Below are 14,271 nucleotides of genomic sequence, written 5' to 3' on the forward strand. Positions count from 1 at the left end.
AGCCTAATGCCAAGTTAGTTAATGTCAATATTCTCAACTACAAGAAATACCAATAAGCCATTGAAAAATAATGAATTGACTTACTTTTGTAGGTCAAGACCTACAAAGAAATAATTATTAACCTACAAGCGAGTTAATAAATTACACAAATTATGTACTTAAGCAGTACTATCGCAGATAATTCGTAATTACATAAACAGCATCAATAATATGTAAACTGCGTAATATTAGGCAAATAACGACAATACGAATATCAACACGTATGCTTAGCCACTCTATAAATATAAGAACCTTTTAAAAGGATTGAATCATGCACGACTTTGCAACAATGGCTGTCACCGTATTCATGGGATTCTTTGCAATGATGAACCCAATAGCAAACACTGCCGTCTTCATTGGCATGACGGGTGATCAATCAGAGCCACAACGAAAAAAAACCGCCATTAAAGCATTAACGACGGCTTTCATTATTATTGCGTTATTCTGTATTTTAGGAAAAGGGATCTTTGAACTGTTTGGAATTACATTGCCAGCATTAAGGCTTGCTGGCGGCATTCTTGTTTTCATGGTGGGTTATCACATGTTACAAGGCAATAGCTCAACACTTCACTCCACTTCACCGAACAACAGTAAAGACAAAAACGAAGAAGCATCCAGTGATAATGATATCGCAATATCTCCACTCGCCCTTCCGATTCTGGCAGGACCAGGAACCATAGCAACGGCGATGAATTATTCAGCGTCAGGTGGATTTACTAATATTGTCGTGACTATTTCGTCTTTTGCTATCTTATGTTTAATTACCCTAGTGTGCTTTTTATACGGTCAAAAATTGATCGCAAAAGTAGGTAAAAGTGGTATCGCTATTACGACTCGATTAATGGGGTTAATTTTAACGGTTATCGCTATGCAGATGTTTATTCAGGGTGTTCATGACGCGATCATCCTATTTAGCGTCACTGGAAAGTAATCTCTATTTATCTCGAAAATTAGCCCGTTAGATCGCTCTAATGGGCCATTTTTTATTTACGTGTTTTGTTTTTTGCTATCATCACGACCTGAGGTAATAAAGAAACCACGATCATGCCTGCCATTAAGGCATATTGATGCATAGAAAAGGTTTCGTTCACTAACACTAAACCTGTCACGATGCCTGCTATCGGGTTTGCAATACCACCAAAAGTAAATTCAACCACGGTCATTCTTTGTAAAAGCCATACATACATGCCATAAGCCAACGCAGTGTTCAACGTCAGCAACCAAACAAGCCCTAAGACATTATTCATACTGATATGAGTCACTGCATTAACATACAGCTCTCTGTCGAACTGACTATGAATCAACGCGCCTATCAGCATAAATGTACCACCAATGATAAGTTGCCATGTCAGCACCTTCCACCAATGCATTCTTCCACCTAACGATTTGGTAATCCCACTGCCAACAACAATGCAGCAAATCGCCGTAAGCATTGCCGCCAAACCAACAGGGTTTAACACTATCTGGCTCGGGTCAAACAATTGCCATGCTAAGAAAATCAATAACGCCCCTGAAATAGCTTGAATCGCCGTTGGCATTTTCTTATAAACAACCCAGTGCAGAATCATCGCAAAAACAGGAACCGAGATCATTCCGACCCCAGAAATAGCAGAAGGAAGCGTCAACGCCATCACAAAAATCAAACTAAAAAAGGCCGCAATATTAATCGCCCCTAATACAAGTAAAATAGGCCATTCACTTTTCTTTGGTAAACTTGGCTTAATGAATAAAAGAAGTAACCCAGCAGGTAAGGCACGTAAAGCCCCTAGTAATAATGGCGGCCAATCAGGAAGCGTAAACTGAGTGACGGCATAAGTCGTTCCCCAAAAGAAGGCCGGGATCATTGCTAATAGTATATTCATGTTAATTATCTTTATGTGAAGATAGATTTAGCCTCAATTTACGGGATTGGACTCGTCTTGTAAAGTATCTTCATGCTAAGATACTTTCCGGTTGCTATGTTGTGGAATATAAAAAATGGATGCTATCGATAAAGTGGTTGCTCAATGGGCAAATGAAAAACCGACGATGAATACCGGCCCGATGGCAATAATGGGCAGATTACTCCGAATTGCGAAACACCTTGAATGTGATATTTCAGCGTTACATAAACAACACGATCTTAAGATGGGTGAGTTTGATGTTCTAAGTACTTTACGTCGCTCTGGTGCACCTCATAAGCTAACACCCTCAGAGTTAATGAACTCGATGATGCTGACTTCTGGTGCAATGACAAACCGATTAGATAAATTAGAATCAAAAGGGTTAATCATTCGAGATCACAGTAAAGAAGACAGACGCAGTGTGATGATCTCACTGACAGAGAATGGGTTTGCGTTAATTGATGTGTTGATTGAAGAACACGCCGCATTACAAGAAAACCTTTTTTCTGCGCTCGATGAAAAACAACAACAACAAATAAGTCTATTACTTAAACAAACGTTATCTGGCTTTGAATAAAACATAAACATATTAATGGTTTAAAATAAATAAAGAGGAATACCGACATCGACATTCCTCTTTATTTTCATTGATGATCATCAAAAGCACTGTTATTTTTGCTTTTTCTGGTATGCCCTTTTCTCTCGGTACATATGTTCATCAGCAACAGTAAACATCTTAAGTAATTCGGTGTTGTCTGAACATGACCATCCAACAGAATAATGTGCAGGATGCAATTGAGCGTTTTTATCAGAAAACCTCAATTGTTGTTGATGTATTTGCAACTGCTCAAACAGCAATACACACTCATTTTGCGTAGCACCTTTCACCAATAGAGCGAATTCATCCCCTCCAATTCGGTAAAATTTCGAGTTGTTCGATATCGCCTCTGTAATATTATAACCACTGGCCTTTATCAAATCATCACCGACATTGTGACCGTATTGATCATTGATCGCTTTTAAGCCATTCACATCCAAGATAAACAAACCAAAGTTCCAATCTAACTCAGAATCTCGGTATCGTTTCTGGTAATGCAACAAATCTTCATCAAACGCTTTACGGTTCCCTCCCGGTAATAACGCATCACTTCGAGCAATGTCCGCTAACTCTAACCACGAAGACAGTTGTTTAACAAAAAGCTCAAACACAAGTACTTGTTCTTCGAGCTGTGGTGTCGAAATAAAATGCAGACTCGCTAACAACTTATCGTTACTCGATACTATTTGTATCCCTTCTTTTTCACCTAAAGGCTCTGAACGCAATCTCCAATCGATATAAGGAAACAGTTTATTCAGTTGTTGTTCCACTTTTTCAGGAACCTCATGAAAACTCAACGATTTGTATTCTGAGCCAAATTCAATCACCGCCGCTAAGTTATTTTTATTCAACTCTTCTCTAAATAACGCGTCACTGATTTGTGCCGTTTGTTTGTTGACTTGGATCTCAAGCTCTTGATTAAAGGTCGACAGTTTTTCGTTACTCAATTCAACTAAGTTTTTAGATTTATTAAGTTCATCATTTGTGTTCTTTAACTCAAGCAATTGATTTCGAATAGTCACACTCATTTTACTAAGAACCACCGACATTCGGTTAAATTCAGTAAATTGAAAATATGTCTCTTTCGGCGCTTTATTTGATGCGTAACTGACGATCATCTCTTCCATCTCAAGAAGTTCTTTCGATATCCACCGGGTGATCCCCATCGACAGCAATAACACCGCAATAAAAGTCCACCCAATCACGGTAAACAAGGCAACTAATGTTGATTTCATCTCTTTTAAACGAGAGAAATCAGAGAATTGATAACAGATATCCAACGTCAATGCGGACGAGAAAAAATCATTATCTAAGATAAACAAACGCTCTAAAGCTTCATTGTCGCTTTTCGGTAGCGCTTCCAATTCACCGATTACATGCTGCTTAATATTAAAACTTTCATTTTCTAAAAGGAAATGTTGAAAATGCTGCTCAATCGTATCAAATGAGATTAAGACCACTACATAACCAGACGCCCTATAGCGACCAGAGCCTTCTAAATTGTACGCTAGCATTGGAGTGACTAAAGTAATCCCTTCCGACGATGAAAGCCCCTTAATAAGGTTTGGTTCAGTATAAAATCGAACCGCGGTTAACCCTTGCTCATAGATGGACTTATCTTGACTGATTTCTTTTAATAATTGACTGTTTTCGAAATGATATGAACGACCATTCAGATCGTACAATGGTTCCCAATCTTCATTTAATATATACACACTGTTAATTAAACTTGATAGCTCACTAAAGCGCGTCAAATTATGCATCACCACGCTAGAATAAAGAATATTATCAAGTGCTTGAATGTTAAAACGATCACGAGAAAGCCAGTTCAGACTTTGTTGTATACGATCAAATTCAATAACAATCTCTTGAGCAATAGTGGATACCGCATTTTGGATTTGTTGTTCTTTTTGATTCAGTAATTTCTCACCAATACTATTGGTCAAAAAATGACTAATAAAAATCAGTGGAATCAACGCAGTGCACAGCAATACGTAAGTAAATACTTTACGTAAACTTAAAAACGGACGACGGATCACTGCTCCTCCACCTTTTTAGAATATCGGTCTATTAGATTTTCGATATATTCCATGGTTTCCTTTTTTGGCATGCCATCAGAATGTCGAGATGCCCCTCTTGCTAAGGCTTCCCAAATAAAAGAAACACGCAAACTTGTTGGCATCGGTTGAGAGCGCAGATATTGTTGATATACCGAATACATTACGTTTTTATTGGATGACATTGAAACACGATTCACCTCTTCTGATGCTGAGATGTACTGATGTTTATTAATCAATTGAGTTAAAAACGCGTCATCTTGAGATAGCAGCATTAACTGCCTAATCATTTCGCGTTTCTCTGGATTTTGATACCCCCCTCTGGTAATGATTAAGACTTTACCTGCAGACAATGATTTCATCGGGACGCCTTGATAACTCGGCAGCGACGCAATACCAAGGTTGTCACCAAAAGCATCAGACAGATCACTAACAGCCCAATCACCATCGATTAGATAAGACGCTTTACCATCGATAAATTGCTGACGCCCACACACATTACTGCACTCAGGGTGAATATGATTAATCGCAGCGACATCATGATAAAACTGCAATGTCTCCATGCTTTTTTCATCATTAAAGATAATCTTATCAAGCGGTATATCTGGATGGAATAAGCTAAAAAACGCAGAGAAGAAATACATGTCTTTCACACTAAACACAATGTGCGTTTTATCTGGATCTTGTTTTGACAACGCTTGCAGTTGTTCCCAACGAGTTACTGGCTCTGACGTTTTACTTTTGTCATAAAACAGCATGAGGTGATTACCAAGAAACAAGGGTAAACCCATGTACTCATTACCCACCATCGCACTTTGCTTGGCCGCTTTCTCTAATTGATCTTCTTTGATCCACTCTTTAGGAATCGCTTTCAAACCGATAAATTTATGTAAACCTAAAAAATCAGAAGGCACCCATGCAACATCTGGCATGTAGTTTTTTGAGCGAGAGGCTAATAGTAATTCGGCTTTCATTTCATCGATAGAAAACTTGCGTATCATCAATTGATTACCCGTTCTGGCTTCAAACTCTTCAGCCAGTTTTTTATCTACGTTGTCCCCAAAAGCACTCCAAAATTCAAGCATTTTGGCTTCTGACATAAACGAGAAAAAAAGGGGGATTAATATAAAAAATCTACGCATAGTAACTAAATATATCGATTCAAAAGTAAAGAAAGAGGCAATACAAAATACGGCCAGTAACGATTGATAATTATATCAGATAATTCATCGTTTAACCCTTAGCTTTTGTAATGTAATTGTCACAATACGGCTATCCAGCATTTATCTTTGCGTAGCTCATCACTAAGTCCGCCACCGTTTTTGCATCGAATTTTTTCATCAAACTGGAACGATGAACTTCAACGGTTCTAACTGCCACGCACAAATCATTGGCAATCTGTTGATTACGTTTACCTTTTACAATCAACTGTAAAATTTCACGCTCTCTTTCGGTCAGAGACAGTAAGGCAATGCGACTGCCTTGCAATTCATACGCACTAAGAGAATAAGTAATGGCTTTATGAATAGCGACAGCCAATTGCTCACCATCGACGGGTTTTTGAAAGAAATCCACCGCCCCTAACTTTAAGGCATCCACCGCCATTGGTACGTCACCGTGTCCGGTTAAAAATATCACGGATAATGGGCTTTGTTGTTGATTCAAAATGGAATGAACTTCTTGACCACGAAGGATCGGCATTCGGCTATCAAGCACAACACAGCCAGGCTTCATCAAATCCACTTGGTCGATAAACGCTTGCCCATCTTCAAATGAAAAAACAGAAAAATCATGCCCTTCGAGCATAAAAGCTAATGAGTCACGTACCGATTCATCATCGTCCACCACATACACGGGTAACTTTAATTCAGACATTCGATTTCCTTATCCAAAAACATTATTCTTCGATCTCTTTTTTATCGACCGACAGTCTACTTAATCGTGGCAATATTACTGTGACACAACACCCTTGTGGTGATGCCGGTTCTAATAAAAATTGCCCTTGATGCGTTTCAATCACATCACGACAAATCGCAAGCCCAAGCCCTAAACCGTTCTCTTTGGTGGTAAAGAACGCTTTAGATAACAACTCACTGTCTTCTTTAAGCCCAATGCCGTTATCTTGCACTTTAATCACAACATTGGTGTCATCACATTGTGTTTCGATATGTATCTGATGTGTGACATTGCTCTCTTGTTCTTCGCGCTGCGTACAAGCATCTGCTGCATTGTTAAAAACATTAAGCAATACCTGTTGTATGCCTACGGCATCTCCCCACAAAAGACATGGTTCAGCCGCATTATCTCGCGTGAGATGAATTTTTTTCTTTTGAAAGTCGTACTCTAATAACGCTAAGGTATCGCTAATGATGCTATTAATATCACATTCTGCTTTGGCTATTTGCCGCTTATTAATCAGCTTACGTAACCGCTGCACAATGCTATCCGCACGAATTACCTGTTGCTCTATTTTCTCTAAAACGGGAATTAACTCTTGCGCTGGCAGTCCTTTTTTAAGGCGTAACAATCCCCCTTGGCTGTAATTACGGATTGCGGCTAATGGCTGATTAATTTCATGCGCCAAACTGCTTCCTAGCTCTCCAACAATACTCACTCGTTGAGCGTGTTCTAGCATCGAGTTCTTCTCTTTTAAACTATGAAGCGTACTTTCTAGATCTCGTTTACTGCGGCTGAATCGATATTCCAATAGAAAATGATAACCATTAAGTGCAATCACTAAGATGAATAACATCCAGCCCCATTGTTGATTCTGCTTCAGCCACGCTACAGCTTCTTGCCACCACGGTTTTTGCAATGGGTGCATATCCAAACCTTGATACAATTTATCGACGGAGAGCTGACTAATGGGTGACGTCCAACCCAACGAATTTGCAGCAAGGGCAGCAGACTCATGACTGGGTAATGACAACAAAGCTCTCGTGATCGGTTTGGCTAATCGTTCATTTCCTTTCCCTGTTTTAGCAAATGACCAGTTTGGGTAGAGCGGCGTTGAGGTGGCGCAAGAAAAATCGTCTGGTGCGATATTATTGATCACTCGATAGTTAGAGGCGTCGATCAATCCCTCTTTGTTCATTCTCTCAATTAAACACACAGGTACAATCGCCCCCTCAATATGTTTATCACGTAATTGATAAATTAAGGCATCTAACGGGAACCCTAAAAATTGCGTATCTGAAAAGTACGTTGATTGACTTAATCCGAGTTTATTAATCTCAAATCGTAACGTCAGATACCCCCCAAAGGCATTTTCATCGACCGCAGCTAAGGACTGTCCACTTAATGATTCGATGGTCGAAAATGATGAATCGTTACGGACCACTAACGCCGAGCCAATCGCATGGGTGGTTCCATTTTTACGAGTGGTGTTCGCGCTGCTTAATGTCGCAAGCCAAGAGAGTGGGTATTGTCTGCCTAATCGTACCGCTTGACCGGGGTTGGTGATAACAAAATCAACGGTTTGATTCTCGACCGCTTGTTCCATTTGTTGAAGCGTAAAAGGATGCAAAACAAAATGAGTATTAGGAACGCGTTCACTCACCCAATCCATCGTCGGTTGCCAACGATTTTGTGCTTCAGCCCCGCCACGGGTAGCCAATACACCGACATCAACATTAACGGTTTGCACTTGAGCAAAGACCGCATGAGATAACAACAAACACACGCACCCTACCCACAGCGATAGACTGATTTTACGACCTTGTATTTGCCATCCATTGCTCATTATCTTTTCGCTCTTATTTGAAATACTCGCCAAGAATAACAACTTCTGTTTTTTTCCCAACTCTTTTTCTTGTTTTAGATCAACTCACCTTACGCTATGTGGAAAACCACAATAGGCGGAACTGACTTAATTCTTAATAATCCGTTCATATTATGAAATGCACTCTAACTCCTAACCAAAAAGGTGTTTTATGGACAATACCAAACGTCGATTTCTCAGTCGTCTTGGCACCCTTACCGCAGGCGCTGCGATTATTCCTGTCGCTGGCGCAGGCACATTATCAGCCAATACCATTATCCGCAATAATAACCAGCCAGACCGCAAAGGCATGGTAGGTAAACGTTACGCGATGGTTGTTGATTTACGAAAATGTGTTGGCTGCCAAGCCTGTACCGTGGGTTGTTCCATCGAAAACCAAGCACCTATTGGGCAGTTTAGAACAACCGTAAAACAATACGAAGTCACGCTAGATAATGGCGAGACTGAAGTTCAAAACGTCAAATCATTCATGTTACCGCGTTTGTGTAACCACTGTGAAAATCCCCCTTGCGTTAAAGTTTGCCCAGTTCAAGCGACCTTCCAACGTGAAGATGGCATTGTCATGGTGGATAACGAACGCTGCGTAGCCTGTGCTTATTGTGTTCAGGCTTGTCCTTATGATGCCCGCTTCATTAATGAAGAAACCTTAACCGCAGACAAATGCACCTTCTGTGCTCACCGCTTAGAAAAAGGCTTATTGCCCGCTTGTGTCGAAACCTGTGTAGGTGGCGCGCGTGTGATTGGTGATTTGAATGATCCAAGCAGTGAAATTGTGCGCTTAATGGCAGAAAACCAAGCGGACATTAAAGTACTAAAACCGGAAGAAGAAACACAACCGCACGTGTTTTATATCGGCATGGACGAGCGCTTTACGTCTCACATTGAAGGCAAAGCCGCGATTTATGATCCAAAAGGAGAAAACGCATGAACATCACTGAAGTTTTAGTTCAACCACAAGCAACCGCGTGGCTTCCGTGGGCCGTGCAATATTTCTTATACATTGGCTCTGCTTACGCTGCTGCTATTTTGTTTTTACTGAGCTTGATATTTCAACAATTCACAAGCCATAAAATGCGCTCTGCATTGGTATTAACCCTCGCGATTGGCGCAATTGTTGGCCCGTTAGCATTAACCGGTGATCTGCATCAACCAGGTCGTGCTTGGCATTTCTTCTTCCATCTTACGCCTTGGTCTTGGATGTCTCTTGGATCGTTATTCTTGCCTCTTTTCTCAGGGCTAGCAGTACTCACAGCATGGCTATATTTACGTGATGACATTGCCCAATTGAAAAACAGCACCAATCCAATCGCAAAATTAGTGGGCTTACTCACTCTGGGTGATTGGAAAATAAATGCCGTACAAATGAAAATCGTCGCGGCGATCACGGTTTTATCAGGGTTAAGCATCGCGCTTTATACGGGCGCTGAAATTGCGATTGTAGAAAGCCGTCCATTATGGAATCAAGCCGCTTCTCCTCTGCTTTGGTTTATCACCGCTTTCTTAGGTGCGATTGGTTTCTCTGCAATTTTATTGTGGCTGTTCCCATCAGAAAATAACGACGTCATGAAGAGCGGGGATTTATCTCTCATCAAACGCGTGATGACATTAAGCTCACTGCTCGCTTTTATTCTTATGCCGCTTTGGGCTTCAAATAATCCGTACTTTTCATTGTACGAAAACAGCGATTGGATCACTCGGTTAAGCATTGTCAGCATGGGTTTTGTCCTTTGTTTTATTGTGGCTCAAAACATCAAAAAACTGCATCGACTGAGTTTCGCTGTGATTGCATTAACGACCTTGTGTGCGAGCTTTTATTTACGTTGGGTCACCATGATGGATGTACAAACCATACCAAAATTTGATGTGGGTGCTTACCCATACGAACTGCCAATGGGCGGCTCTGGGCTGCTGGGCATTATTGGTATGTTTGGCTTATGGATGGCGTTAGCGCTTGCTGCATCTGAACTCATCAACACAACAAAATCAACCAAGTAAGGAATTGAACATGGATAACAAACGTCGTCAGTTTTTAAAATCAGGTCTTGCTGTTGGTGGTGTTGGTGCTTTTGCGGCAGGCTATGCAACAACAGCAAAACACATGGCTCATGGGGTGATTGAAGGCACCGCAGGTAAGAAAACCAACCACATTCATCATGGTAATTCATTAGAACCAGAATACACGGTGACAGAGGAAGGGAAATTTATCCCTAATCCAAAGCAACGTGTTGCCCCTTCAATGTGTTTTGGTTGTTGGACATTATGTGGCCTACGCGTCCGTATTGATAATGACAGCGATAAGATCTTACGTATCTCTGGCAATCCGTATCATCCATTATCACACGAGCAGCAAATCCCATTCAATACGTCAGTAAAAGACGCGTACATTGGCTTAGCTGGAGAAACTGGCATTGCAGGTCGCTCTACGGCGTGTGCCCGTGGTAATGGCATGATGGAAATTCGCAACAGTCCGTATCGTATTACTCAACCATTAAAACGTGTCGGTAAACGTGGTGAAGGAAAATGGGTGCCCATCAGTTATGAACAATTACTTGAAGAAGTGATTGAAGGAGGCGATTTATTTGGTGAAGGTCATGTTGAAGGATTACGCGCTATTCGAGATCTAAAAACACCTGTTGATCCTAATAACCCAGAATACGGCCCAAAGGCCAATCAACTGTTAGTCACCAACGCGGGTAACGAAGGTCGTGATGACATTTTAAAACGCTTTGCTTTCAACAGTTATGGTACACGTAATTTTGGTCATCATGGTTCATATTGTGGTTATGCTTTCCGCGCAGGCTCTGGCGCATTAATGAATGATCTCGACAAGTTCGCTCACGTAAAACCGGATTTAGAACACACCGAATTTGCAATCTTTATTGGTATGTCGCCAGCCCAAGCCGGTAATCCATTTAAACGTCAGGCTCGCCAATTGGCCGCTGCTCGTACTCGTGGTAATTTTGAATACACGATTATCACACCAAGCTTACCGGCTGGTTCATCAAGCCTAGCGGCGGGTGATAACAACCGTTGGATGCCAATTAACTCAGGCACAGATTCCGCTTTAGTGCTAGGTATGATCCAATGGATCATCACTAACGAGCGTTACAATCACACCTTCTTAGCGCAACCAAGTGTGAATGCAATGAAAAACGCAGGCACTGCTCATTGGTGTAATGCCACTCATCTTGTTATTAGCGATGAATCTCATCCTAGAAATGGCGCATTCTTACGTGCGTCTGAAATGGGATTAGCGTATGAAGGCGAAGCGCTGTCTGACAGTGATCCTTATGTGATTATTGATGCAGAAACGAAGCAGTTAGCCATCAATACACAGAACCAACCAGCGATGTTATTTGTAAGCCAACAAGTAGAAACCATCACTGGCACCGTCACCGTTAAGTCATCATTACAACGCTTAAAAGAAGAAGCGTTTAAATATGACTTGGCGTTCTACAGTGAGCAATGCGGGATCTCAGAAGATGAGATCATTGCATTAGCCACTAAATTTACCAGTCATGGAACTAAAGCTGTCGTCGATACCCACGGCGGTAACATGCACAGTAATGGCTTTTATAACGCTTACACCATTTTGATGTTGAATGCCCTTATCGGTAACATCAATTTAAAAGGTGGAACGATGGCAAAAGCAGGCGGTTACCCTACGTCAGCGGAAGGTCCACGTTATAACTTTGCAAAATTCTCAGGTAAGGTTAAACCACAAGGCGTTTTCTTATCTCGCAGTAAATTCCCATACCAGAAAACCAGTGAATACAAACGTAAAATAGCGGCAGGCCAATCGCCTTACCCAACTCGCTCACCTTGGTACCCTATTTCTGCTCCGTTACTGACAGAGCATTTGTCAGCGGCGATTGATGGTTATCCATACCGTGCAAAAGCATGGATAAACCACATGGCAAACCCGCTTTATGGCGTTCCTGGATTAGATAATTTATTAAGCGATAAAATCAAAGATCCAAAACAATTGGGATTGATTGTCTCTGTTGATGCCTTCATTAACGAAACCACAGCACTATCTGATTACTTAGTACCCGATACCGTTACTTATGAAAGCTGGGGAATGGCAACACCTTGGCATGGCGTACCAACAAAAGCCGTCACAGCTCGTTGGCCTATTGTTGAACCATTAACAGAAAAAACGGCTGATGGTCGCACTATCAATCTTGAAAACTTCTTTATTGATATTGCAAAACAGATGGATCTTGGTGGCTTTGGGGATAACGCGATTTCAGATGCAAACGGCAACTGGCATGGCATTCATTGTGCGGAAGATTTCTATTTACGTTCAGCGGCTAACCTTGCTTATGTGGCCAATGGCGTACCAACCGCCACCGCAGAAGACATGGTGTTGTCAGGGTTAGAACGATTACTACCAGACATGCAACGAGTTTTATCGCCAGAAGAATTAGGCAAAGTAGCCTATATTTTTGCTCGCGGTGGGCGTTTTGAAGACGCAACAGAAGCGTACAAAAACGATGAAATGAAATACAAATGGAAAAAACCATTAGCAATTTGGAACGAGAAACTCGGCACCTCTCGCAACACCATGACAGGTGAGCAATACAGTGGTTGCCCTACGTGGTATCCACAAAAGCTCGCTGATGGCACACCGTTAAGTGATAAATACCCAAAATCAGAATGGCCATTTACGTTAACTAACTTTAAATCTAACATTCACAGCGCGGTGTCTAACTTATCTCCTCGCTTAAATTCAATTAAAGGCGTAAACCCTGTTTATATTCATCCGGCAGACGCACAAAAACTCGGCGTTAAAACTGGCGATGTATTCACAATAACCACACCAAGCAGCTCAACCAACGCGTTAGCGATGTTAGTAGATGGTATTCAACGTGGCACCCTAGGCTTTGAACATGGGTTTGGTCATAAAGAATTAGGCGAACGTGCCCATTGGATTGGCGATACTCAACAACCGGTAAAGTTAAAATCAAACGACGGCGTGAATATTAATGACATTGGCTTGATAGACCCAACTCGTGAAGGCAAAGGCGTTTTACTTGATTGGGTGGTTGGTGCAGCAGCAAGACAAGCGCTTCCTGCTAAAATCAGTCTAAGCTAGCAATTCACTTAAATACGATGACTGGTGTGCTCTACACACCAGTTATTATTCCGTTCTATGAATAAAAATAAGCCCATTCATATCACACGCTGCATAATAAATGTGGAAAACCACAATACCCAAGACTATAAATAATATTGATAATAAAAAGAAAATATCCCTAAAAAAATAAAGTAATTTTTGTGGAGCGAATATGTCATTAACCAGAATAGTTCAAGGCAGCATGGGGTTAGGGGTTTTGCTTCTATCCATCAGCTCAGCCTTTGCAGCACCAATTCCACCCGCAGCAACCGTATGTACCAGTTGCCATATGCCCACCGGCATGGGCTTACCTAACATGGCCCCTATGATTGCAGGGAAAAACGCGGAATACCTTACTCGTCAAATCGATTTATTCATTGCAGGCGAGCGTAGCGACCCTCTGATGACACCAATGGCTGGCCTCATTTCTGATCCAAAAAAGAAAGCCGAAGCCATTAATTACTTCGCTTCTTTATCTGCTCCTGAAATTAAAAATCCAGAACACCGCGGCGACCATGCCATTATCGAAGACCCTGCTCGTAAGCTCGTTTACCAAGGTGATTGGGATCGTAATATTCCAGCCTGCTCTACTTGTCACGGTGCCAGTGGCATTGGGGTACAAGATTTTCCTCGCTTAGCAAATCAACATCCTGATTATCTTGAAGAACAATTAAAAGCATGGAAAAACAAAACCCGCTCAGGTGATCACAATGACGTGATGGGCAGTATCGCACGACAACTCACAGATACTGAGATCTCGCAATTATCTCAATACTTTGCCAACGTGAAATAAG

Annotated in this window: 11 protein-coding genes; 6 read left to right on the forward strand and 5 right to left on the reverse strand. The window is 41.4% G+C overall.

The features are described from left to right. The first annotated feature begins 310 nt into the window (after positions 1-310). On the forward strand, positions 311-970 hold the full coding sequence (locus A6E04_RS15295) for a MarC family protein (protein ID WP_023604232.1): 660 nt from the start codon (positions 311-313) through the stop codon (positions 968-970). Positions 971-1,022: 52 nt separating this feature from the next. On the opposite strand, the gene A6E04_RS15300 is transcribed toward A6E04_RS15295, so the two are convergent. Continuing rightward, complete coding sequence (locus A6E04_RS15300; protein ID WP_065611759.1) at positions 1,023-1,901, reverse strand: DMT family transporter; 879 nt, start codon at positions 1,899-1,901, stop codon at positions 1,023-1,025. A gap of 115 nt (positions 1,902-2,016) precedes the next feature. Here A6E04_RS15300 and A6E04_RS15305 point away from each other — a divergent pair, with 115 nt between their 5' ends. Continuing rightward, positions 2,017-2,499 (forward strand): MarR family winged helix-turn-helix transcriptional regulator, encoded by a 483-nt coding sequence (locus A6E04_RS15305; protein ID WP_065611760.1) that lies wholly within the window; start codon positions 2,017-2,019, stop codon positions 2,497-2,499. Between the two features lie 92 nt (positions 2,500-2,591). On the opposite strand, the gene A6E04_RS15310 is transcribed toward A6E04_RS15305, so the two are convergent. The 4 genes from A6E04_RS15310 to A6E04_RS15325 all read right to left on the reverse strand — a co-directional run bounded on the left by A6E04_RS15310 (position 2,592) and on the right by A6E04_RS15325 (position 8,319). After that, positions 2,592-4,559: a GGDEF domain-containing protein gene (locus A6E04_RS15310; RefSeq protein ID WP_065611761.1), complete on the reverse strand. Its 1,968-nt coding sequence runs from the start codon at positions 4,557-4,559 to the stop codon at positions 2,592-2,594. Further along, positions 4,556-5,662, reverse strand: coding sequence for a sugar ABC transporter substrate-binding protein (locus A6E04_RS15315; protein ID WP_023604229.1), 1,107 nt, complete (start codon positions 5,660-5,662; stop codon positions 4,556-4,558). Before A6E04_RS15315 ends, A6E04_RS15310 begins: the two co-directional genes overlap by 4 nt. Positions 5,663-5,849: 187 nt before the next feature. Beyond that, a complete protein-coding gene (locus A6E04_RS15320) occupies positions 5,850-6,452 on the reverse strand; it encodes a response regulator transcription factor (RefSeq protein ID WP_065611762.1) in 603 nt (200 codons plus the stop codon). Positions 6,453-6,474: 22 nt separating this feature from the next. Next, complete coding sequence (locus A6E04_RS15325) at positions 6,475-8,319, reverse strand: sensor histidine kinase (RefSeq protein ID WP_244886285.1); 1,845 nt, start codon at positions 8,317-8,319, stop codon at positions 6,475-6,477. Positions 8,320-8,509: 190 nt separating this feature from the next. Between A6E04_RS15325 and dsrO the strand changes: the two genes are divergently transcribed. The 4 genes from dsrO (at position 8,510) to A6E04_RS15345 (ending at position 14,270) form a co-directional block, all read left to right on the forward strand. After that, entirely contained in the window at positions 8,510-9,286 is a 777-nt protein-coding gene (gene dsrO, locus A6E04_RS15330; protein ID WP_017023369.1) for a sulfate reduction electron transfer complex DsrMKJOP subunit DsrO, read from the forward strand. Then, positions 9,283-10,353 (forward strand): NrfD/PsrC family molybdoenzyme membrane anchor subunit, encoded by a 1,071-nt coding sequence (nrfD, locus tag A6E04_RS15335; RefSeq protein ID WP_065611763.1) that lies wholly within the window; start codon positions 9,283-9,285, stop codon positions 10,351-10,353. Before dsrO ends, nrfD begins: the two co-directional genes overlap by 4 nt. A 10-nt stretch (positions 10,354-10,363) precedes the next feature. Continuing rightward, entirely contained in the window at positions 10,364-13,456 is a 3,093-nt protein-coding gene (locus tag A6E04_RS15340) for a tetrathionate reductase subunit A (RefSeq protein ID WP_065611764.1), read from the forward strand. A gap of 193 nt (positions 13,457-13,649) precedes the next feature. Beyond that, positions 13,650-14,270, forward strand: coding sequence for a c-type cytochrome (locus A6E04_RS15345; RefSeq protein ID WP_017023372.1), 621 nt, complete (start codon positions 13,650-13,652; stop codon positions 14,268-14,270). Position 14,271 lies beyond the last annotated feature (1 nt).

Origin of the sequence: Aliivibrio logei (assembly GCF_001691055.1) — a bacterium.
GTDB lineage: Bacteria > Pseudomonadota > Gammaproteobacteria > Enterobacterales > Vibrionaceae > Aliivibrio > Aliivibrio salmonicida.